The sequence below is a fragment of the Paraburkholderia fynbosensis genome, assembly GCF_902859935.1.
GTDB lineage: Bacteria > Pseudomonadota > Gammaproteobacteria > Burkholderiales > Burkholderiaceae > Paraburkholderia > Paraburkholderia fynbosensis.
The window spans coordinates 73,632-94,773 of record NZ_CADIKI010000007.1 but is presented as its reverse complement, the minus strand read 5'-3'; the positions used below and the strand labels follow the sequence as shown (position 1 = coordinate 94,773).

17 protein-coding genes are annotated in these 21,142 nt (G+C 62.9%); 10 read left to right on the top strand and 7 right to left on the bottom strand.

The features are described from left to right. Window positions 1-153: 153 nt before the first annotated feature. From gspF to gspD, 3 genes are read right to left on the bottom strand one after another with little or no spacing between them, the layout of a single operon-like run. A complete protein-coding gene (gene gspF, locus HV770_RS13535; RefSeq protein ID WP_175160303.1) occupies window positions 154-1,371 on the bottom strand; it encodes a type II secretion system inner membrane protein GspF in 1,218 nt (405 codons plus the stop codon). 4 nt (window positions 1,372-1,375) lie between these two features. After that, window positions 1,376-2,890 (bottom strand): type II secretion system ATPase GspE, encoded by a 1,515-nt coding sequence (gene gspE / locus HV770_RS13530; RefSeq protein WP_425497421.1) that lies wholly within the window; start codon window positions 2,888-2,890, stop codon window positions 1,376-1,378. Beyond that, the gene (gene gspD, locus HV770_RS13525; protein WP_175160300.1) at window positions 2,890-5,262 is read right to left on the bottom strand and encodes a type II secretion system secretin GspD; all 2,373 of its coding nucleotides are present in this window, start codon (window positions 5,260-5,262) and stop codon (window positions 2,890-2,892) included. The genes gspE and gspD overlap by 1 nt, the downstream gene beginning before the upstream one ends. Window positions 5,263-5,778: 516 nt before the next feature. Between gspD and HV770_RS13520 the strand changes: the two genes are divergently transcribed. Both HV770_RS13520 and HV770_RS13515 read left to right on the top strand, forming a co-directional pair. Continuing rightward, window positions 5,779-6,225 carry a lytic transglycosylase domain-containing protein gene (locus HV770_RS13520; RefSeq protein WP_175160298.1) on the top strand — a complete coding sequence of 149 codons (447 nt, stop codon included), beginning with the start codon at window positions 5,779-5,781 and terminating at the stop codon, window positions 6,223-6,225. Between the two features lie 349 nt (window positions 6,226-6,574). Beyond that, entirely contained in the window at window positions 6,575-7,873 is a 1,299-nt protein-coding gene (locus HV770_RS13515) for a GTP-binding protein (RefSeq protein WP_175160296.1), read from the top strand. Between the two features lie 126 nt (window positions 7,874-7,999). Here the strand turns inward: HV770_RS13515 and HV770_RS13510 are convergent, their stop codons facing one another. Next, entirely contained in the window at window positions 8,000-8,278 is a 279-nt protein-coding gene (locus tag HV770_RS13510; protein ID WP_006050811.1) for an HU family DNA-binding protein, read from the bottom strand. 410 nt (window positions 8,279-8,688) lie between these two features. Here HV770_RS13510 and mnmC point away from each other — a divergent pair, with 410 nt between their 5' ends. From mnmC to HV770_RS13475, 7 genes are all read left to right on the top strand, one after another. After that, window positions 8,689-10,668: a bifunctional tRNA (5-methylaminomethyl-2-thiouridine)(34)-methyltransferase MnmC2/FAD-dependent 5-carboxymethylaminomethyl-2-thiouridine(34) oxidoreductase MnmC1 gene (gene mnmC, locus HV770_RS13505; RefSeq protein WP_175160294.1), complete on the top strand. Its 1,980-nt coding sequence runs from the start codon at window positions 8,689-8,691 to the stop codon at window positions 10,666-10,668. A gap of 876 nt (window positions 10,669-11,544) precedes the next feature. After that, on the top strand, window positions 11,545-12,759 hold the full coding sequence (locus HV770_RS13500) for a cation:proton antiporter (protein WP_175160292.1): 1,215 nt from the start codon (window positions 11,545-11,547) through the stop codon (window positions 12,757-12,759). 110 nt (window positions 12,760-12,869) lie between these two features. Beyond that, a complete protein-coding gene (locus HV770_RS13495) occupies window positions 12,870-13,985 on the top strand; it encodes a YbdK family carboxylate-amine ligase (RefSeq protein WP_175160290.1) in 1,116 nt (371 codons plus the stop codon). A gap of 534 nt (window positions 13,986-14,519) precedes the next feature. Then, window positions 14,520-15,158, top strand: coding sequence for a MarR family winged helix-turn-helix transcriptional regulator (locus tag HV770_RS13490; protein ID WP_175160288.1), 639 nt, complete (start codon window positions 14,520-14,522; stop codon window positions 15,156-15,158). 126 nt (window positions 15,159-15,284) lie between these two features. Next, on the top strand, window positions 15,285-15,998 hold the full coding sequence (locus HV770_RS13485) for a glutamine amidotransferase (RefSeq protein ID WP_175160286.1): 714 nt from the start codon (window positions 15,285-15,287) through the stop codon (window positions 15,996-15,998). Window positions 15,999-16,070: 72 nt separating this feature from the next. Beyond that, entirely contained in the window at window positions 16,071-17,183 is a 1,113-nt protein-coding gene (locus HV770_RS13480) for an NADH:flavin oxidoreductase/NADH oxidase (protein ID WP_175160284.1), read from the top strand. Between the two features lie 221 nt (window positions 17,184-17,404). After that, window positions 17,405-17,935, top strand: a complete 531-nt coding sequence (locus HV770_RS13475) for an SET domain-containing protein (protein ID WP_175160283.1) — start codon at window positions 17,405-17,407, stop codon at window positions 17,933-17,935. A gap of 61 nt (window positions 17,936-17,996) precedes the next feature. Here the strand turns inward: HV770_RS13475 and HV770_RS13470 are convergent, their stop codons facing one another. After that, window positions 17,997-19,502 carry a sensor histidine kinase gene (locus HV770_RS13470; protein ID WP_175160280.1) on the bottom strand — a complete coding sequence of 502 codons (1,506 nt, stop codon included), beginning with the start codon at window positions 19,500-19,502 and terminating at the stop codon, window positions 17,997-17,999. Window positions 19,503-19,636: 134 nt separating this feature from the next. Further along, complete coding sequence (locus HV770_RS13465) at window positions 19,637-20,323, bottom strand: response regulator transcription factor (protein WP_042327201.1); 687 nt, start codon at window positions 20,321-20,323, stop codon at window positions 19,637-19,639. A 160-nt stretch (window positions 20,324-20,483) separates the two neighbouring features. On the opposite strand from HV770_RS13465, the gene HV770_RS13460 reads away from it, so the two are divergent. Continuing rightward, window positions 20,484-20,708, top strand: coding sequence for a DUF3717 domain-containing protein (locus HV770_RS13460; RefSeq protein ID WP_175160672.1), 225 nt, complete (start codon window positions 20,484-20,486; stop codon window positions 20,706-20,708). A gap of 105 nt (window positions 20,709-20,813) precedes the next feature. On the opposite strand, the gene HV770_RS13455 is transcribed toward HV770_RS13460, so the two are convergent. After that, a complete protein-coding gene (locus HV770_RS13455; protein WP_121316103.1) occupies window positions 20,814-21,104 on the bottom strand; it encodes a 4a-hydroxytetrahydrobiopterin dehydratase in 291 nt (96 codons plus the stop codon). Between the last annotated feature and the right edge of the window lie 38 nt (window positions 21,105-21,142).

Genomic DNA, 21,142 nt, shown 5'->3' with positions numbered 1-21,142 from the left:
CTTGCGCGCTTTTATCTGAACTGTGCTTTTTTGCCTGCGTTTTGCCGGAGTAACGCATCAATCAGCTTCAACCGCTTCGGCTCACCTCAACCGATTGCGCGGCGCCCGCCGTCCGGCAAACCCGCACCCGGCGCAATCCAGTCTCCTCACGCATCACTGCACGAGGTTGTTCAACTCGATGATCGGCAGCATCACCGCCAGCACGATCACCAGCACCACGCCCCCCATCGCCAGAATCAGCAAGGGCTCGAGCAGGCTCGTCAGGAACATCGTGCGGCGCTCCAGTTCGCGCGCCTCGCCGTCGGCCGCACGGTCGAGCATGGTCGTCACGTCACCGGTCGCTTCGCCCGAACGGATCAGGTGCACCAGCACCGGCGGAAACGTCTTCGTATTGCCGAGCGCGCGCGATAACGACGTGCCTTCGCGCACGCGCACGATCGCGTCGTCGATGTTCTCGCGCATCGCATTGTTGCTGAGCGTTTCGGCGGCGGCTTGCAGGGCGCGCAGAATCGGCACGCCCGCAGCGGTCAAAATGCCGAGCGTGCTGGCAAAGCGCACGGTGTTATAGCCGCGCACGAGCTTGCCGAGCAGCGGCGCGGTCAGCAGCCAGCGGTCGAACGCGAGGCGCGGGCCCGGTTGCCTGAGCACCGAGCGCACCAGATACGCCACCACGAGCACGCCGATCAGCACCGCCCACCACCAGTTACGCACGAATCCGGACAGCGCCATCATCATCACCGTGAGGATGGGCAGTTGCTGCTTGGTGCTGGCGAACACGTTCACCACCTGGGGCACCACGTAGCTCAACAGAAACGTGACGATGCCGAACGCGATGATCGTCACGATGGTCGGGTACGTGAACGCGAGCACGATCTTCTGCTTGAGCGCGTTGCGTTGCTCGATGTAGTCGGCGAGGCGCGAGAGCACCAGCCCGAGCTTGCCGGTGTGTTCACCGGCGGCGACGAGCGCCCGATAGATTTCAGGGAAGTCTTTCGGATGCTGCGTCAGCGCATTGGCGAGCGAATGGCCGCCGAGCACTTCGGCGCGAATCGACGCCATCAGTTCGCGAATGTAGTCGCGCTCCGATTGCTCGGTGAGCACCGCGAGCGCTTCGTCGAGCGGCAAACCGGCAATCAGCAGACTGGCCAGCTGGCGCGTGAGAATCGCCTGTTCGCGCTGCGACAAACGCCGCCCGAGCGACAGCCGTTGATTGCGCTCGCCGCGCATGCGCGATGCGGCAGGCTCGACGACGAGCGGCGTGAGGCCTTGCGAGCGCAGGTTGGTACGCGCGCTGCGCGCGCTGTCCGCGTCGAGCACGCCTTTTTGCGCCTTGCCCGCCGCGTCGATTGCTTCGAAACGAAATGCCGGCATGCGTTTATGCTCCGCCCGTCACGCGAATCACTTCTTCCAGCGAGGTCAGCCCGGACTCGAGCCAGCGGTTCGCATCCTCACGCAGCGTACGCATGCCTTGCTCGCGGCCGGCCGTGAGAATCTCCGCATCGGCCGCATTGCGGTGGACCAGCGTGCGGATCGACTCGTCGATCAACAACAGTTCGTAGACGCCGCGCCGTCCCGCATAACCGGACTGGCCGCATTTGTCGCAGCCCACCGGATGCCAGCGCACGCGCCCGTCGTCCTCGGTGCGCTCTTCGCGGCACACCGGGCACAGCCGCCGCACGAGTCGCTGCGCCAGCACGCCGAGCAGCGACGAGGCGAGCAGATACGGCTCGACGCCCATGTCGGTCAGACGCGTGACTGCGGAGGCCGCGTCGTTCGTATGCAGCGTCGCCAGCACGAGGTGGCCGGTGAGCGACGCCTGCACCGCGATCTGCGCGGTTTCGAGGTCGCGGATTTCACCGATCATGATGACGTCCGGGTCCTGCCGCAGAATCGAGCGCAATGCGCGCGCGAAAGTCATGCCGATCCGCTCGTTGACCTGGGTCTGGCCGATGCCGGAGAGGTCGTATTCGATCGGGTCTTCGACCGTCATGATGTTGGTCGTGGTCGTCTCGAGCCGCGACATCGCCGCATACAGCGTGGTCGTTTTGCCGGAGCCGGTTGGGCCGGTCACCAGCACGATGCCGTGCGGCTTGCCGATCAGCTTGTCGAACTTGACGAGCGTGTCGGGCGCCATGCCAAGCGCTTCGAGGTTCAAACGCGACGCGTCTTTTTCCAGCAGACGCAACACCGCGCGCTCGCCGTGGCCGGTCGGCAGCGTCGACACTCGCACGTCGACCGGACGCCCACCGACGCGCAAGGTGATACGGCCGTCCTGTGGCAAGCGTTTCTCCGCGATGTCGAGCTGCGCCATGATCTTGATCCGCGAGATCAGCGCGCCGTGCAGTGCTTTCTTCGGGCGCACGACGTCGCGCAGCGTGCCGTCGACCCGGAAGCGCACCACGGAAGCATTCTCGAACGGCTCGATGTGAATATCCGACGCCTGTTCGCGCGCCGCTTGTGTGAGCAGCGCGTTGATCATGCGGATGATCGGCGCGTCGTCTTCGGATTCCAGCAGATCCTCGACCTCGGGGATGTCCTGCATCAAACGCGACAGATCGACTTCGCCTTCTACTTCACCGACCACCTGCGCGGCGCTGCCGTCGTGGCGCGCATACGCCTGGTTGATCGCCTGCACGAGTTCGTCGGCAGGCAAACGTACAACCGACACCGCGCCGAAGTTGCGCGTGATTTCGGCGAGCGCGGCTTCGCTGGTGCGCTCGCTGATCCACACTTCGAGGCTGTCCGCGTGCTGATGCGCGACCAGAATCTGGCCGTTGCGGGCGAAGCCGTACGGCACGAGCCGCGCGGCGAGCGGCGAGGGCGCGGCGCGCTCGCCGTTGGCGGAGTCGCCGCCCTGAGCGCGGTGCGCTGTTTGCGCGGGCGCCTGAATCACGGACGCGCTCCCGGTGATGCGGTGGTCGGCTCCGTGCCGGTCGTCGGATAGGGCGCTGTGACCGGCTGCGGGGCGGTTTGCAGCGCCGGCTGCTGGCTCGACTGGGGCACGGCTTGCGGTACGGCCTGCGGCGCCTGCTGCGGTACCTGTTGCGGCGCTTGCGGCGGCGCCGCCTGCTGACGGCGCATCTGGTTCAGATCGAACAGGTTCATCGCGGGCGGCACGCCCTGGCTCGGGCCGAGCGGCATCGGCGGCATCACCGGATCGTCCTTGTCCCTCATCACGTTGTTGTCCGACTTATACGCACCCTGCACACCCTGGATGTAGTCGTAACGGTTCGACGTCACGGCCTGCGCGGTATCGCGGTCGTTGATGATCACCGGGCGCAGGAACACCATCAGATTAGTCTTCTCGCGCGTCTTCTGTTCGGAGCGGAACAGCTGACCGAGCCACGGAATGTCGCCGAGCAACGGCACCTTGCTGTTGCTGACCTGGTAGTTGTCCTGCATCAAACCGCCCAGCACGATGATCTCACCGTTGTCCGCAAGCACCGTCGACTGGATCGAGCGCTTCGTGAACTCCGGGCCCGACGGGTTGGTCGTCGCGTTCGTGGTGCCGTTCACGATCGCCGAGTCTTCGGTGTAGAGCTGCAGCTTCAGAATGCCGCCGTCGGTGATCTGCGGCTTCACGTGCAGCGTCAGACCGACGTCGACGCGGTCGAACGTGTTGAACGCCGCGCTCGTGGCGCCGCTCGTGAGGTTCGAATACGAACCGGTCTGGATCGGCACGTTCGTCCCGACGACGATCTTCGCTTCCTCGTTGTCGAGCGTGATCAGGTTAGGCGTGGACAGCACGTTCGCATCGGAGTTTTGCGACAGCGCCTGCAGCAGCGCGCCGAGCCCTTGCACGCCGAAAATGTTGTGTATCCAGCCGACGTTCAGGCCCTGCTGCAAAGTCCCGCCGCCGAGCGCCGTGGCAAGGCCGCCAGTGGTGCCGGCCGCCGCGGCGGCCGCCGTCAGGTTGATGATGCTGTTGCTCGAACCGGTCGACAGGTTCGTGCCGGCGAACAGGGAGTTGTTCGCGATCTGCCACTGAATGCCGAGGTTGCCGCTCGTGTTCGAGTTCAACTCGACGATCAGCGCCTCGATGTACACCTGCGGGCGGCGTGCGTCGAGCTGGTCGATCACCGCGCGCAGATTGCGGTACACCGGCTCGGCCGCCGTGATGATCAGCGAGTTGGTGGCGGAGTCCGCCTGGATCATGCCGCCGGCCTGGTTGTCCTCGCCCTTGTCCTTGTCGCCACCGAGCAGGCCGCCGGAACCGGAGGCATTGTTGCCGCCCGAGCCGCTGCCGGTCAGCGGCGAGGACATCGAGCTGCTGTTCATTCCGCCCGACGGCAACGGCGGGGTGCCCGAAGTGCCCGTCGAATTGCCACCCGCAAAGCCGCCGCCACCGCCCTGGTTGAACGAATTCGCCTCACTCGCGCCGCTCGACGAGCCGCTGTCGCCGCCCTTGCCGAGCATGCCGCGCAGCGTCTTCGCGAGCCGCGTGGCGTCCGCGTTGCGCAGCGCCACGACGTGCATGTTGCCAGGCATCGTGGTCGGCGTGTCGAGCTGCTTGGCGAGTTCCTTCGCGGCGGCAAGACGCCCGCCGTTCGAGGCGCGGATCATCAGCGAGTTGGTGCGCGGATCGGCGGTGACCGAGACCTTCAGCGTCGCGTCGGTGCTGCCGATCGCGCCGGGGTCGAGCATCTTGGTCAACTGCGTGGCGATGTCGATCGCGTTGCCGTTTCTCAGCGGCACGACGGCGACCGCCTGGCCCGCCGCGGTATCCACGCCCGCGATGATCTGCGCGATGCGCCGCACGTTATCGGCGTAGTCGGTGACGACGATCGTATTGTTGGCCGGGTAAGCGGCCACGGTGTTGTTCGGCGAAATCAGCGGACGCAGCACCGGCAGCAGGTTATTGGCCGATTCGTTCTTCAGCACGAACACCTGCGTGATCACCTGGTCGCCGCGCGCGACAGGCGCATTGCCGACGTAGGTCGGCACGCCCTGCAGCTTGGCGTCGGCTTCCGGCACGACCTTCAGCACGCCGTGGTCCTGCACCAGCGCGAAACCCTGCATGCGCAAAGCGGACTGCAGGGTCTTGAGCGCCTGTTCCTGCGGGACTGAATTTTCCGACACGAGGTTCAACTGGCCCTTCACACGCGGGTCGACGATGATCGTCTTGCCGGTTGCCGCGCCGATCGCCTTGGCAACCTGGTCGATATCGGCGTTCACGAAGTTGAGTGTCACCTGAGCCTGTGCTGTCTGCGCGGTGATCAATCCAGCCACCAGCAGCGCCGTTGCAACGCGACGCAAAGCCATACAATTTCTTCTCATGGGGTTGTGATATCGATGCCGGCAGCCGATGCTGCCGACGGTCATGCAGTGCGGACACGGGCGTAAGCCACCACCCTGCCGGTCTGTGGATCGGCCTCGCGGACCCAGGTCGCTGCGGGTTCCGACCGTCCGACGTCCGAAAAAAATGAACAGTAACAGTTTTTCATGTCGGATTTGTCACAAAAACGGGCGGTGATGTGCGCTTCCCCTGAAAGCCGGCACCGTTTGTCATGCAATTGAAAGGTAGACGGCGCTTGACGAAAACCGCAGGGCGCTTCGTTTTCCGTCCGCTTATGTCTGTTAGCTAACTTGACGCGGGTCGGACTGCCGGTATGATACGAGCCGTTCGAGTCTCCGGTTGAGAGTTTGCTGAGGCGGGTTTTCCCGGATGTTGGACAAAGGCCCTACCGGCGTGCCCTCGCGGCTGTCGTCGGCTGGAATATGGCCGGAAAAACGCCTTACCAACCCTTACTCTTGCAATTTACTTAGTCCTCTTGACCGATGAATCATGCCTTCGTCACCATCGCCGCGGGACTCACCATGCTGGTAGCAGCGGGGTCAGCACGCGCCGATTGCTTCGACGAAGCAGCGAAGTACCAAAAAGTTAACCCGTTGATTCTGCGTGCAATTGCATGGCAGGAGTCGCACAACCGGCCTGACGCTCAACACAAGAACGCCAACGGTTCGACCGACTACGGGGTGATGCAGATCAATTCGATCCATCTGCCAACGCTCGCCCAGTACGGCATCTCGCAAGGCACGCTGATGGAGCCGTGCAAGAACGTCTATATCGCGGCCTGGCATCTGCGCCGTCAGATGAACAAATACGGTAACACGTGGCAAGCGGTCGGCGCATACCACTCCGAGACACCCACTTTGCGCGACAAGTATGCGCAGCAGATCGTCGCCATTCTACGCAAGTGGAATCTGATGCCGGCTGCACGTTGAGCGTGCGGTCTTGTCGAGCAGGCCTGTGCGGGCTGTCTGCAGCGCGCGCCTGTCGCGATTATCTCCCTCACTTGCCCTTTTTCGGGTCCGCTTCCTGGCTGACTGCTTGACGCATTTTCGCGGTCTGCCCGTGAGCGCGCATCGGCATTTTACATCAGGTCGTCCTGGCGCCCGATTTCCAGACACGCTGGCCAAGCCCCGCCGATCCAGGCAGTCACGCGGCCGCTGCCCGTTTTGATGCACAATGCGGCTTCGTGCTGCCGTCGAGCCCAAGCGTCAAACCCGGTCGCGCAGTCATGCGGCCCCAAGCCCGGCACGCCCTCCAATCCTCTTGCTTTTCCGTACTGCGATGAACCAGCCGCTATTGCCCGTCACCGTGCTCTCCGGTTTTCTGGGCGCCGGCAAGACCACGCTCCTGAACCACATTCTCGCGAATCGCGCCGGTTTGCGCGTGGCCGTGATCGTCAACGACCTGGCCGCCGTCAACGTCGACGCGACGCTCGTGCGCAATGCGGCCACGCTGTCGCGCGTCGAAGAGCGGCTCGTCGAACTGTCGAACGGCTGCATCTGCTGCACGCTGCGCGACGATCTGGCAGTCGAGATCAAACGTCTTGCCGCCGAACAGCGTTTCGATGCGATTCTCATCGAATCGACCGGCGTCGCCGAGCCGATGCCGATCGCCGAAACCTTCACCTTCGTCGACGACGCAGGCGCTTCGCTCGCCGACGTCGCACGGCTCGACACGATGGTGACCGTGGTCGACGCGTTCAACTTCCTGCGCGACTACGGTTCGGCCGACGCGCTCGCCGAACGCGGCATCGCCGCGACCGACGAAGACGACCGCACCATCGTCGAATTGCTGATCGACCAGGTTGAATTCTGCGACGTTCTGGTGGTGAACAAGGCCGACCTCGTGAGCGCAGACGAGCTCACGCGCTTGCAACGCATCCTCGCGCGCATCAACCCGCGTGCGGCGCAGGTGGTCAGCCGCTTCGGCGCGGTGCCGCTCGCGCAAGTGCTGAACACCGGCCGGTTCGATTTCGACGCGGCGGCGAGTGCGCCGGGCTGGCTCGCGTCGCTCAATCATGAGCACGGCCACGGCCATGCGCCTCAAGGGGAAGCGGACGAGTTCGGCATCGGCAATTTCATTTATCGGGCGCGCCGGCCGTTTCACCCGGAGCGGCTGTGGGCGCTGCTGCATCAGGAGTGGAAGGGCGTCTTGCGCAGCAAGGGCTTCTTCTGGCTCGCGACGCGCAACGACATTGCCGGTTCGCTGTCGCAGGCCGGCGGCGCTTGCCGGCATGGTCCGGCGGGCATGTGGTGGGCCGCGCAGGACCGCAGCGAATGGCCGGACGGGGACGAGGAACTGGCCTCCGAAATCGCCGGCGACTGGTACGGTGATCCGGACGATCTGAGCATTGGCGACCGTCGCCAGGAGCTGGTGCTGATCGGGGTCGGCATCGACCCGGCGCAGTGGACGGCGAAGTTCGACGCGTGTCTGCTGAGCGACGGCGAATACGCATTGGGGCCGCAGGGCTGGCAGCAGTTCGCCGATCCGTTTCCCACTTGGGATTTCGACGAAGACGATCACGATCATCATCATGACCACGATGGTCATGGGGATGACCACGGCCACCGTCACGACTGAACGGCGTCACCCCGCGTCGATGCAATCAAAAAGGCGGCGACGTATGTCGCGGCTCATCCCGCGCACAACGCGCGGCCGAAAAAAAACCCGCCGTTGGCGGGTGTCAACTGCCTGGCAGCAATCTGCTTAGCGCTTGTTGACCGCGTCCTTGAACGCCTTGCCTGCCGTGAACTTGACGGTCTTGGCTGCCGGAATCTTGATGGTTTCGCCGGTCTTGGGGTTACGCCCCGTACGCGCTGCGCGCTTGCCCGAACCAAAGCTACCGAAGCCAATCAACTGGACCGCATCGCCTTTCGACACAGACTTCTTGATCACTTCAAGCAACGTGTCCAGCGTTTCACCGGTTTGAGCCTTGCTGGCGCCCGTCTGTCCTGCGACGGCGTCGATCAGTTCCTGTTTGTTCATTAAGGTTCCTTTCTGAGTTTAGGTTGATACGAACAGCGCGAACGCGCCGATTATACGTGCGCGGCCGCGCCGTCGAGCAGCTACGGCGCCGGATCCCCCGGATCCGGTAGCACAGGACAGATGACTGTCCATTGGCCGTGCTGCCGCTCAATTCGCGGCGCTTGCTATGATAGCGCAGCGCAAACCCAATCAGGATAAGGGTTTCGAAGAATTCCGAGGTTCGAGCGTCGATCTGGCGAGGAAAGCGCGATTTTGCCCTCAACGACCTCTCACGGAGGGCTGGAACCCAGTAGGGACGGGGCTCGGCGTTGGTTTTTGCCAACGTTTGGCGCGTCTTTTTCGCCGTCCGGCGAGCTGCGCGCGCTGGCGGTAACACTAGAACCGCTCTTGCGAGCGTCATTTTCCGACGCATGACCGATCCGCTGATCCCCGCTGTCCTCGCTTTTCGCGACAACGGCACCCCGTTTTCACCGGTCTACGACGATATCTATCACAGCGCCGTGGGCGGTCTCGAACAGGCTCGCTACGTTTTCCTGAACGGCAATGCGTTGCCCGAACGTTGGCAAGGCCGCCGCACTTTCACCGTGCTCGAAACCGGCTTCGGCATGGGCATCAACTTCCTCGTGACGTGGGCCGCATGGCGCGCCGATCCGGCGCGATGCGAGCGGCTGCATTTCGTTTCGACCGAGAAGCATCCGTTTACCGTCGCCGATCTGCGCAGCGTCTATGCGGCGACCCTGTCCGATCCGGCGGTGGCCGAACTGGCCGATACACTCGCGAACGCATGGCCGATGCTCGTCCCCGGCACGCACCGGCTCGAATTCGAAGAGGGGCGCGTCGTGCTGACGCTAGTGCTGGCCGACGCGCTCGACAGCTTGCCGGCCTTGCGACTGCGCGCCGATGCGTTCTATCTCGACGGCTTCGCGCCGGCCAGAAATCCAGAGCTCTGGTCCCTGCCGATTTTCAAGGCGCTCGCGCGACTGGCGGGTGAGGGCGCCACGTTCGCCACCTACAGCAGCGCCGGTGAGATCAAACGCGCGTTGACGCAATGCGGTTTCGAGTATCGAAAGATCGACGGCTTCGGCTGGAAACGGGCGATGCTGGTCGGCCACTTCGCGCCGCGCTGGCGCGTGCGCCGCTACGAGCCACCCGCCCCGCTCGCACTCGGCGAACGGCATGCGGTGGTGATCGGCGCAGGGCTTGCGGGCAGCGCGGTCATCGAGCGGCTTGCCGCGCGTGGTTGGCGCGTGACGTCGCTGGAGCGGCATGCGTCAGTCGCGCAGGACGCGTCCGGCAATCCAGCCGGCGTGTTCCACCCGATGATTTCCCGCGACGACAGCGTCGCCTCGCGCGTCACACGAGCCGGCTTTCTGTATGCGTTGCGGCGCTGGGCCGAACTCGAACGTCTCGGTCATCGACCGTTGCGCGGCGGCCCAGGCTTGCTGCAGATCGCCGCGGACGACGACGACGCTCGCGCGATTGGCGAGGCGATCACTGCATTCCGCTATCCGCGCGAATACGTGACGCCCGTCTCGGCACAAGACGCTCGACAACTCGCCGGCATGCCGCTCGCACGCGGCGGGTGGTTTTTCCCACAGGGAGGCTGGGTCGATCCGGCGTCGCTGTGCGCCGCACAGTTCGCCGCGGCGGGCGGGTTGCTCGAACGCCGCTTCGGCGTCGAGGTCGCCCGGCTGGAACGGTCGGGCGATCAGTGGACCGTCTTCGACACGGCGGGCCAGGCCGTCGCGCGCGCGCCGGTGGTGATCGTCGCGAGCGCGCACGATGCCGCGCGCTTCGCCGGCTTGCAGCATGCGCCGACGCGCAGCATTCGTGGCCAGCTGACGTTGTTAGCCTCGGGCACCGCGCCGTCGCCCGCGTTGCCGGTGATCGGCGAAGGCTATGCGGTGCCGCTTGCCAACGGCGTCACGTTGACGGGCGCCACGTATGAACTCGACGACCCCGAGACGTCGCTGCGCGCGAGCGGTCATCTAGAAAACCTCGAGCGCGTCGCGCAGATGCTGCCGGCGTATGCCCCGCTTGCCGCCTCTGCGGGCGATCCCGCACGGTCCGCGGCGCCGGCCGGACGCGTCGCGTTTCGCTGCGTCACGAGTGACCGCATGCCGATGATCGGCCAACTCGCCAACGAAGGCGAAGCGGCCCGCGATGCGCCGCGTCTGCGCGGTGCATGGCCGCTCGATCTGCCGCGCATGGAAGGCGTGTATGGCGCGTTCGCATACGGCTCGCGCGGACTGGTATGGGCAGCGCTAGGCGCCGAACTGATCGCGTCACAAATAGAAGGTGAGCCGTGGCCGCTCGAACGCGATCTGGCCGAAGACATCGATCCCGCCCGTTTCCTGCTGCGCGCATTGCGCCAAGGAACGGTCGGCTAACGGTTAACCGGAGGGCCGGCCCACCCGTCAACCGTCGGGATACGCACGTATACGCGTCCACAGAGTTATCCACCGAAAGATGTGGATAACCATGCTGTTAACCCGCTCAAGTGGTGTGGACCCGGTGTGGACGTAAACGGGGTAACTTGTCCGCGCCGAAAAGCGCAAAAAGTTACTCGCGTATACGCGCTGCTCCCACACATGCTGTGCATCCGGTTATGCCGCCCGCAAACCAATGATTCGCTTAGGTAAACACGAGTTATCCACAGAAACCGAGGCACCTTGTTAACTGTTACTACGTATACATACAGTAAACCTGTAAACAGCAAGGCCAACGCTGGAAGCGCGGTCATCGGGGTGACAATCACCTTCGAACCAATGCGAAAACTTCTGCGGGAATGTCCTCAAAAGCACATACACGGCGTCCAATCTGGCGGTTAACTCGACAGTCTGCTGCGGTAAAAAAGTCGCTTTTTCCGGCTGTCATGGAGATAACGTACGTTTTTACCGTTTTGCCAGCGTGTTCGTGTGTTTTCGGTCAAGGCTGAAAAAGCTATGGCACAATCGCCGTTCTTTTCGCGTCGTGCCTCGTCTCTGGCGGCACGCGCGGCAACGGAACGGTGCCGCTCAATCAGAATCTGATGCAAAGTCGACGGCATTCTTTCGCCGTTCCGTTTGCTGCAGCCTCATCCTTGAATGTGCCTGCCTCTTTCGCGGCTGCAGCGCATTCAGATTCAGATCATCCGATCAATGACAACTCGCAACGCTGGCCATGCGAAGCGATTGCGACGGTGAGCGCCTCACGCGCCCGCCTGTTCGCCGGCGTTTGCGCCGGTTCGTGTCGTCCGCCGTTGCTGCAAAGGAGAACCCATCACGATGAATTCGGCGTTTTCGTTTTTTCCAGCGTGGCCGCTTTCACCCGACGCCATCTTTTGGGCTGGTCTCGCCTTGCTTGCCGCAGGTCTGTGCGGTGAGTTGTGTTATCGCGCGTGGCGTTTACCGCGCATTTCCGGCTATGCGGTCATTGGCCTGGTTGCTGGTGCGGCCGGCTTCGGCGTGATCGATGCGGATTCCGCAATGGCCGCGCGTCCGTTGCTCGACGTCGCGCTCGGGCTGTTACTGTTCGAACTCGGAAGCCGGCTCGATCTGCGCTGGATCCGCCGCAATCCGTGGCTGATCCTGTCGAGCGTGGCCGAAGCCACGCTGACTTTCGCCTTCGTCCTGCCGGTGTTGCTGTTTCTGAACGTGCCGCTGATGGTGGCGATGGTGCTCGCTGCGATTGCCATGGCAACGTCGCCCGCGATGGTGATCCAGCTCAAAACGGAATTGCGCGCAGAAGGCCAGGTGACCCAGCGTCTGCTGACTTTGACCGCGCTGAACAGCATGTATGCGGTCGTGATCGAAAAGCTCGTGTCGAGCTGGCTGCATCAGGAGGTTTACGGCAATGTTTTCGCGACGATCCTGCAACCGCTTTACCTGCTGATCGGCTCGCTCGTGCTCGCGTATCTGCTTGCGCGCACCTGCACGTTTTTCTATCGCCGGCTGAACATGCAGGACGAGCATTCGTTCGTCGCGCTATTCGGCCTCGTGCTGCTGGCGATCGCCGTCTCGCATCTGTTCAAGCTGTCGACGATTCTTGCGCTGCTGGCCGCCGGCATCATCGTGAAAAATCATGAGGCGCGCCCGCAGTTGTGGCCGCAGCATTTCGGCACCGCCGGCTGGCTGTTGACCGTGATTCTGTTCGTGCTCACGCTGACGTCGTTCGAATGGCGGCACATCGCGCTCGGCGGTGCCGCGGCGCTGGGTCTGATCGTTGCTCGTCTGATCGCGAAGCTGATCGGCGTCATGGCGTTCGCCAAACCGAGCGGGTTGAACTGGAAGCAGGGGGCGGCGCTTGGTTTGTCTTTATCGCCAATGTCGGCGCTTGCCTATCTGCTGGTCGACGATACCTACAACCTTTATCCGAATTTCGATCCGCAATTGCGGGCAATCGTGATGTGTTCGATTTTCGTGCTGCAGATTCTCGGGCCGTGGCTCGTCTATCGCAGCCTCGCGCTCGTCGCTGAACGGCGCGAAGAGTCAACGCGATAAGCGCCTGCCGCGCGTTCGCGGCAGGCGACGTTTCATTCAACTCAACTCATTCGATTCAAAAGCGGCCGGGCAAATGACAGCTACCCGGCCGACCTGACTCAGGGAACGCCATGTCACTCGAACCCTTCATCGATTCGAAACCGTTTACGTTCGGTGTCGAACTCGAGATGCAGATCGTCAATACGCATGACTATGATCTGACCAAAGCCGGCACGGATCTGCTGCGTCTCATCAAGGACGAAAAGATCCCCGGCAACATCACGCCGGAAATCACCGAGAGCATGATCGAGTTGTCGACCGGCATCTGCAAGACGCACGAGCAGGCCGTCGCCGATTTGCGCAAGATTCGCGACACGCTGGTGTCCGCGGCCGATCATCTGAACGTCGGCTTGTGTGGCGGCGGCACGCACGCATTCCAGCAATGGAGCGAGCGGCAGATCGTCGATACACCGCGTTTCCAGTATCTGTCGGAGCTGTACGGCTACCTCGCGAAGCAATTCACGGTGTTCGGCCAGCACGTGCATATCGGTTGCCCGGATCCGAACAGCGCGCTGTATCTGCTGCATTCGATGTCGCGGTTCATCCCGCATTTCATCGCGCTGTCCGCCTCGTCGCCGTTCGTGCAAGGCGTCGATACCGGATTTCATTCGGCACGCCTGAATTCCGTCTTTGCGTTCCCGTTGTCGGGCCGCGCGCCATTCGTGCTGACGTGGGACAGCTTCGAGGAATATTTTTCGAAGATGGTCCAGACCGGCGTGGTCAACAGCATGAAGGATTTTTACTGGGACATCCGGCCGAAGCCTGGCTTTGGCACGATCGAAGTGCGCGTGATGGATACGCCGTTTTCGGTCGACCGCGCCGCGGCAATTGCGTGCTACATCCAGACGCTCGCCCGCCATCTGTTACTCGACAAGCCGATCGCGCCGAAGGAAGACGACTATCTCGTCTACACGTTCAACCGGTTCGAAGCATGCCGTTTCGGTCTGGCCGGCGTCTGCATCAATCCGCAAACGGGCGAACGCAAGACGATTTCAGAGGACATCCTCGAAACGCTCGACCTGATCGCACCGCATGCGCAGGCGCTCGGCTCGGCCAATGCACTCGCCGAAATCGGCGCAATCGCGCGCGGGCAGGTGAATGACGCGACCTGGTTGCGCGGTGTGTTTGCGCAGGAAAAGTCCCTGCACGAAGCGGTTCGGCAGCAGTGTTTGCAATGGCGAGCCTAGCTCTGGGCGGCATTGCGCAACGCGGCCATCAAAAAAAACCCGCTTCGCGCGGGTTTTTTTTCGAAATTTATTTGCGCTCGCGGCCTTCAGATTTTTCCAAAGTTTACGTATACCAACCTAGTAGCCGTGCGTGTGCCTCGCATGAGGCTGTGGACAACTGAATAATTCCCTGCAAAGTCAACACGCTGCGAAAAGCATAACCAGAGCGGCTGGGCGCGCATCGGCGCGTTGAACGAGGACTATTCCGGTGCCGTGCGGCGCGCCCCAAATGCGCTCCAGGAATCGACGCACATGCTGTCCACGTGTTTTCCCAACGTTATCCACAGATAGCACTGGATAAGTTAGCTGTACGATTTGCCGCTCTCGCATAGAATGTGGTTTCACCGCCTCGGGATTGCTAGGCGGTAAATTTTTGAGATAGAGAAAACGGTTTCGTCCGCCCTTGGGCGAAGCTACCCCACACAAGCTACGGGCGAAGTCGACAAGCAGTTCACCGGCGGCGTACTAAAGCTGTAAATAAACGAATCGAAGATTATGAGCGAAGGCGTATACGGAGAACAGGCAGCCGGGCGAGTGACCCATAGCCTATTGCGATTGAGCACGGCGATGCGAAGCCAGGCCTGGGAATGGGCCGAAGGCGCGGGTCTCACGCCGACTCAGGGCGAAATCCTCGTCTTGTTGATGCAACGCAAGGGGCCGATGCGCCTCGGCGAAATCGCCCGTGAAACGGCTTTAACCGCCGCCACCACCAGCGACGCGGTCAGCACGCTTGAAACCAAAGGCCTCGTCGAAAAGCGCCGGGCCCTCGACGACGGCCGCGCCCTCGCAGTGCGCCTGACGGCGCGTGGCCGCACGGCTGCGAAGCGCGCCGCGCAATGGCCGGAGTTTCTGGGCAAGGCGGTGGGCACGTTGCGTGACGACGAGCAGGCCGTTTTCTATCGCACGCTGCTCAAGACGATCTATCAACTCGAGGCGCAAGGCACGATTCCGCCGCACCGCATGTGCCTGAGCTGCACGCACTTCGAGCCGAGCAAGAATCCGAAGAAGACGCCGCATCACTGCGCGCTGCTCGACATGAAGATGTCCGATACGGATCTGCGTCTCGACTGCTCAGTGCATGAAACCGCCGACGTCGCCACCCAGAAGAAGACCTGGAAGATCTTTGCGCAGTAAGCGCTTTCGTCCAGGACAATCCGCTACACTGCCAAGCCGGCTTCGGCGGGCGGTATTCATCGCCGGTCAGCCGTCTGGCGCCGTGTAGCGGCAAGTCTTGAGTCAACCTGAACGTGGGGCAGGCCGATGAATCGCGAAGTACTGGCCATTCGTCATGTGCACTTCGAGGATCTGGGCAGTCTTGAGCGAGTGCTCGGTGAGCGCGGGCGCCCGGTCCGTTATCTCGATGTAGGCTTCGCCCGTATCGAGGCGCCGAACCCGGTTGCCGCGTCACTGATGGTGGTGCTCGGCGGCCCGATCAGCGCCACCGACGACGCGCTTTATCCAACGCTTGTCCCGTTGCTGTCGCTGATCGAAAAACGCATCGCGGCCGGATTGCCGACACTCGGCATATGCCTCGGCGCTCAACTGATCGCGCGTGCGCTCGGAGCGCGCGTTTATCCCGCGGGCCATACCGAACTCGGCTGGACGCCGCTCACGCTGACCGATGCCGGCCGCGCATCGCCGCTGCGTCATCTGGATGGCGAGCATACTTCGATGTTGCATTGGCACGGCGACACCTTCGATCTACCCGATAACGCAACGCGTCTCGCATCGACGCCCGCCTGCGAAAACCAGGCGTTCGCCTGGGGTGACCACGTACTGGCCTTGCAGTGCCATCCGGAGATTCGTGCCGATCGCTTCGAGCCCTGGCTGATCGGCAACGCGGGCGAGCTTGCCGGTCATGGCATCGACGCGCGTCGGTTGCGGGCCGACACCACGCAATTTGGTCCCGCGCTTGAAGCCGCCACCTGCCGGATGTTCAGTGAATGGCTCGATCAGGTGGAAGCCAAAGCCTGACCGACGGGACATGCAGTAAACCGCTCACGGTGCTATGCTCGATCGCTCTCGGGCTTTCACTGGGCGTAATCCATGAGCGCGCTTTTTTCTCCGCTCACGCTGCGTAGCGTGACGCTTCCCAATCGTATCGTCGTGTCCCCGATGTGCCAGTATTCCGCCGAACGTGGCGAGGCGACAGCTTGGCATATGCTGCACCTCGGCGGTCTCGCGTTGTCGGGCGCCGGCATGCTGTTCATCGAGGCCACCTCCGTCGAACCGGACGGCCGCATCACGCCGGGCGATCTCGGCTTGTGGGACGACGCCACCGAAGCCGCGCTCGCGCCGGTGCTCGCGGCGATCCGCAAGCATTCGCATGTCAACGTGACGATGCAGTTGTCGCACGCCGGGCGCAAGGCGTCGAGCCATGTGCCATGGGAAGGCGGTCAGCTGATTCCGGTGGCGCAAGGCGGCTGGCTACCCCACGCGCCCTCCGCATTGCCGCACAAGGCGGGCGAAGAGCCGCCGCTCGCGCTCGATGCAGCCGGGCTGAACCGGATTCGCGAAGCGTTCGCGGCCTCTGCGCGACGTGCCGCGCGTCTTGGTATCGATGCATTGGAAGTGCATGCGGCGCACGGTTATCTGCTGCATCAATTCCTCTCGCCGATCGCCAATCAGCGCGACGACGACTACGGTGGTTCGCTCGAAAACCGCATGCGCTTTCCGCTCGAAATCTTCGATATCGTGCGCGCCGCATTTCCCGCCGACAAACCGGTCGGCGTGCGTGTTTCGGCGACCGATTGGGTCGAAGGCGGCTGGACGCTCGCGGACACGGTTGCTTTCGCGCACGAGTTGAAAAAGCGTGGTTGCGACTGGATCGACGTGTCCTCTGGTGGCGTGTCGCCGTTGCAGAAGATTCCACTCGAGCCGGGTTATCAGATTCCGTTCGCGAAGGCGGTCAAGCAGGCCACGGGGCTGACCACCATTGGCGTCGGCTTGATCACCGATCCGCTGCACGCCGAGCAATTGATCGAAGCAGGCGACGCGGATCTGATCGCGCTGGCTCGCGCGTTGCTGTACAACCCGCGCTGGCCTTGGCATGCCGCGGCGCAACTCGGTGCGACGGTCGAAGCGCCGCCGCAATACTGGCGTTCGCAACCGCGCGAGCAGAAAGCGCTGTTCGGCGAGATTTCCTTCGGACAACGGTGAAGCTGGCAGCGCAGGTTGCACGAGCGCGTTTCTTTGACGGTTGAACGAAGCTGTCTTGAGCGTGTAGGATGCCGGATGTGGCGCATTGCGCGTCGCAAGTCGACGCGGCGCTCGCAAGGCGCCGCGTTTGCTATCCGCGTCAGAAAAAAGCAGCGCGTCAGACGCGGGCAATTCAAGCGGCTGCCGGACTTCACCCCCAGTTCTTCACAAGGATTCATTCAATGAGTTCACGCAGGATCGCCGTGCGCCGTTCGGGTGTGCACGGCAAAGGCGTGTTTGCCGTCGAACCGATTGCGGCCGGCGAGCGGTTGATCGAATACAAGGGCGAGCGGATCTCTTGGAAAGAAGCATTGCGCCGTCATCCACATAATCCGGCCGAACCGAATCACACATTTTATTTCGCGCTCGATAGCGGCAAGGTGATCGACGGCAAGGTGAACGGCAACAGCGCGCGCTGGATCAATCACTCCTGTGCGCCGAACTGCGAAGCCGAGGAAATCGACGGCCACGTCTACGTGCACGCGTTGCGCGATATCGCGGAAGGCGAGGAGGTCTTTTACGACTACGGCCTCGTGATCGACGCGCGTCAGACCAAGAAGCTCAAGAAGGAATACGAATGCCGTTGCGGCGCTCGCAAGTGCCGCGGCACGATGCTGGCGCCGCCCGAGAAAGAGAAGAGCGCGGGCAAGGCCGGCAAGTCGGCGAAAAAGGCGGGCGTGAAGGCTGCGGAGAAAAAAGCGAAAAAGAAGTGACGCAGGGGCTGCCTGGGCTGCTCTCTCGTGTCACTGAGTTCAAAGCAGCCCGCTAACACCGTTACATGTCGATCGGCGCCGAGTGCGCCGATTTTTTTGCCTGGCGCCGTGGCTCTGCGTCGGTGGTGTCGCTCTGAACGACGATCGGCACGAGCGGAATCCGCACGATGAAACGTGCGCCGCCTTCCGGCGCGTCCTCGTAATGCACGCTGCCGTGATGCAGCACCATGATGTCGTGGACGATCGCGAGACCGAGACCCGCGCCGCTATCGACACCGGCGTCGCTCTGACCGTCGCCGCGGAAGAACCGTTTAAACAGGTCGGCCTGCTGTACACGCGGCACGCCCGGCCCGTTATCTTCGACCACGATCTCCGCCATGCGCAGATCGTCGATCGTCGCTTGCGACACCGTCACCGTGATGCGGCCGCCATCGAAGCGCGACGGCGGTACGTACTTGAGCGCGTTATCCAGCAGATTGGCGATCACTTCGTGCAGCAGCACCGGATTGCCGCGCGCGATCAACGGATGATCGTTGTCCGGGTCGTCGAGGCGCTGGAAGCCGAGGTCGACGTGGAAGGTCAGCGCGCGCGGCACCCACTCCGCGCCGGTATCGAATGCGAGCGCGGCCATGTCCACATTGACGAAGCGGGCCGCCTGTTCGCCCGGCTCCGCGCGCGCGAGCGAAAGCAACTGATTCGACAGTCGCACTGCGCGGTCGGCCGCGGCGCGCAGCTCGCGCACGGCGGCGAGCGTCTGCTGCGGATCACGCGCGATCGCCGCCTGTTCCGCATGCAGTTTCACGGCGGTAAGCGGCGTGCGCAATTGATGCGCGGCATCGGCGATGAATTTGCGCTGTCCCTCGAGCGCAGTTTTCAGACGGCCGAGCAGGGCGTTCAGCGCCCCCGTCAGCGGCCGGATTTCGACCGGCACATAGGTTTCGTCGACCGGTTCGAGCGACGTGTGCGTCTGCCGGTTCAGCGAGTCCGCGAGATCGGTGAGCGGATTAAGCTGCTGATTGACGACCCGCCACACAATCACCCAGCCCGCCAGCAGCAGCAGCAGCAGCGGCATCATGATCGCGACGAGAAACTCGGCGGCGATGCGAAAGCGGTGATGCACCGGCTGGCCCACTTCGACGACGATCGGATTGCCGGTCGGCTGATCGACCCGCACCTGTGCCACGCGCACCGTCACCCCTTCGTGCTGCGTTTCGAACACGTACGCGTAATGCATGCGGCGCACGCTGGTGCCTTGCAGCGGCAGGTTGTGATCGCCGGCGATTTCGGTCTCGCCGTTACTGATCCGGTAGACGAGTTGTTCGACCGGATCGGAGAACATCGCCTGAGCGAGCGGCGGCACGGTGATCGGCGCATCCGGGCCGGCAATCTGGATCTGTTTGGAAATCGCGGTGGCGAGGTCGGCGAGCGAGCGGTCGACGACATGCTGCGTGTACTGCCAGGCCAGCCAGTAAGCGATCAGGCCGCTCATCAGCGCGAGCAGTGAAAGAGGTGCAGCGAGGCGCCGCAGCAGCGTGCGGCGCAGACTATTGGCGGCCGGCTGGGGCATGATCGAACACGTGGGAAAGTGGCAACGGCGTCGTGCGCCGTGAAATTCGCCAGATGCCGGCGAACTGCGCACCGAGTGCGCGGCGCCGGCCCGGCGCCGTCAGGCCGCAGTCGAACTTGCGGCCTTCATGACGATTATGCGGCCTGGCGGATTTCCTGCAACAGGTAACCAAAACCGCGCACCGTGACGATTTCGACACGGCAGTTCTCGAGCTTTTTGCGCACCCGGTGCACATAGACTTCGATCGCGGTGTCACCGAGATCGCCGCCGAAATGCGTCAGGTGATCTTGCAGTTGCGCCTTGCTGACCACGCGGCCATGACGCAGCAGCAGCATTTCGAGCACCGCGAATTCACGCGGCGACAGTTCGAGCGGCTTGTCGTCGTTGAAGATGCGGCGATCGACGCCCGACAGACGCACACCGCCCAACGACACTTCCGGACGCGGCATGTCGCCGTGCGGGCCGCTGCGGCGCATCACCGCGCGGATGCGCGCTTCGAGTTCAGCCGGTTCGAACGGCTTCAGCATGTAGTCGTCGGCGCCGGAATTCAGGCCTTGCACGCGGTCGTGCAATTCGTCGCGCGCGGTGAGGATGATCACCGGCGTGTGGCGATTGCTCTGCCGAAAGCGCGAGAGCAGTGTCATGCCGTCGATGCCGGGCAGACCCAGATCGAGGATCACCAGCTCGTGACGGTTTTGCGTGAGAGCCTGTTCGGCGAAAATGCCGTCGTGGACCATGTCGACGGTGAAGCCGGCTTGTTCGAGACTGCTTTGGATGCCGCGTGCGATGGGGCGGTCATCTTCGATCAGAAGGAGTCGCATGGAATTCGCTCAAGTACAATGGGTTTAGGCGTTTGGGCAAGCGGTTCGCCGGGGCGCCTGCTGCACAGGCAGCGTGCGGCGTGGCCATGCCGGATTGGCGCAAACAGGCCACGAAGCAGCCATCGAGCCGCCTTCAGCGCTACTGAGCGATCACGAAGTCATGTCCGATATATCCATTCACGAACTGGAAGCCGCGATCAACTTCTGGCGCGCCCGCTCACCTTCGAGCGGCGACGAACTCGTTCTGTGCAAGGAGGCAAGCGCGCTCTCCAAGCCGTATGCGCTGCTGATTGTACAGCGTCAACAGACGCTATCGCCGGATCGTTTGGACGGGATTGCGAGGCAAGCCTGGGAAACTTACGTGTGCCTTAATAATAGCCTGTAGAACTGAAGGATTGAACGCGGGATTGCCTGCATTGTCCTTTCATTTGTGCGGCATTGTTCAACGCGTGACAGGTAAACCCGCGTGAAACGCCGTAGATTTTTTGTATTACGCGGTAATGCTGTCGATGAACGAAGCCAATTCGATGTCGCGAGCGGTGACGCCATCGGCTTCATGCGTGGACAGCGTGATATCCACCTTGTTGTACACGTTGAACCACTCCGGGTGGTGATCCATTTCCTGCGCCTTGATCGCCACTCGCGTCATGAAGCCGAACGCAGCGTTGAAGTCTGCGAACTCGAACTTGCGCTGGATCGCGTCGCGCTCCGCGACGGTTTGCCAGCCATGCAGTCGAGCCATCTGCGCGGTGCGCTCTGCGGAAGTCAGTTTCTGAATCATGCGTTACCTCCTCGATCGGAACGCGCGCCGGTGGGCGA

Excerpts from the sequence above, each read along its gene's own strand:
- HV770_RS13490 (WP_175160288.1), top strand. The coding sequence starts at position 14,520 with ATGAGCGAAGGCGTATACGGAGAACAGGCAGCCGGGCGAGTGACCCAT.
- HV770_RS13470 (WP_175160280.1), bottom strand. The coding sequence starts at position 19,502 with ATGCCCCAGCCGGCCGCCAATAGTCTGCGCCGCACGCTGCTGCGGCGC.
- mnmC (WP_175160294.1), top strand. The coding sequence starts at position 8,689 with ATGACCGATCCGCTGATCCCCGCTGTCCTCGCTTTTCGCGACAACGGC.
- HV770_RS13475 (WP_175160283.1), top strand. The coding sequence starts at position 17,405 with ATGAGTTCACGCAGGATCGCCGTGCGCCGTTCGGGTGTGCACGGCAAA.
- gspF (WP_175160303.1), bottom strand. The coding sequence starts at position 1,371 with ATGCCGGCATTTCGTTTCGAAGCAATCGACGCGGCGGGCAAGGCGCAA.
- HV770_RS13515 (WP_175160296.1), top strand. The coding sequence starts at position 6,575 with ATGAACCAGCCGCTATTGCCCGTCACCGTGCTCTCCGGTTTTCTGGGC.
- HV770_RS13460 (WP_175160672.1), top strand. The coding sequence starts at position 20,484 with ATGTCCGATATATCCATTCACGAACTGGAAGCCGCGATCAACTTCTGG.
- HV770_RS13480 (WP_175160284.1), top strand. The coding sequence starts at position 16,071 with ATGAGCGCGCTTTTTTCTCCGCTCACGCTGCGTAGCGTGACGCTTCCC.
- HV770_RS13495 (WP_175160290.1), top strand. The coding sequence starts at position 12,870 with ATGTCACTCGAACCCTTCATCGATTCGAAACCGTTTACGTTCGGTGTC.
- HV770_RS13485 (WP_175160286.1), top strand. The coding sequence starts at position 15,285 with ATGAATCGCGAAGTACTGGCCATTCGTCATGTGCACTTCGAGGATCTG.
- gspD (WP_175160300.1), bottom strand. The coding sequence starts at position 5,262 with ATGGCTTTGCGTCGCGTTGCAACGGCGCTGCTGGTGGCTGGATTGATC.
- HV770_RS13510 (WP_006050811.1), bottom strand. The coding sequence starts at position 8,278 with ATGAACAAACAGGAACTGATCGACGCCGTCGCAGGACAGACGGGCGCC.
- HV770_RS13465 (WP_042327201.1), bottom strand. The coding sequence starts at position 20,323 with ATGCGACTCCTTCTGATCGAAGATGACCGCCCCATCGCACGCGGCATC.
- HV770_RS13520 (WP_175160298.1), top strand. The coding sequence starts at position 5,779 with ATGAATCATGCCTTCGTCACCATCGCCGCGGGACTCACCATGCTGGTA.
- HV770_RS13455 (WP_121316103.1), bottom strand. The coding sequence starts at position 21,104 with ATGATTCAGAAACTGACTTCCGCAGAGCGCACCGCGCAGATGGCTCGA.
- HV770_RS13500 (WP_175160292.1), top strand. The coding sequence starts at position 11,545 with ATGAATTCGGCGTTTTCGTTTTTTCCAGCGTGGCCGCTTTCACCCGAC.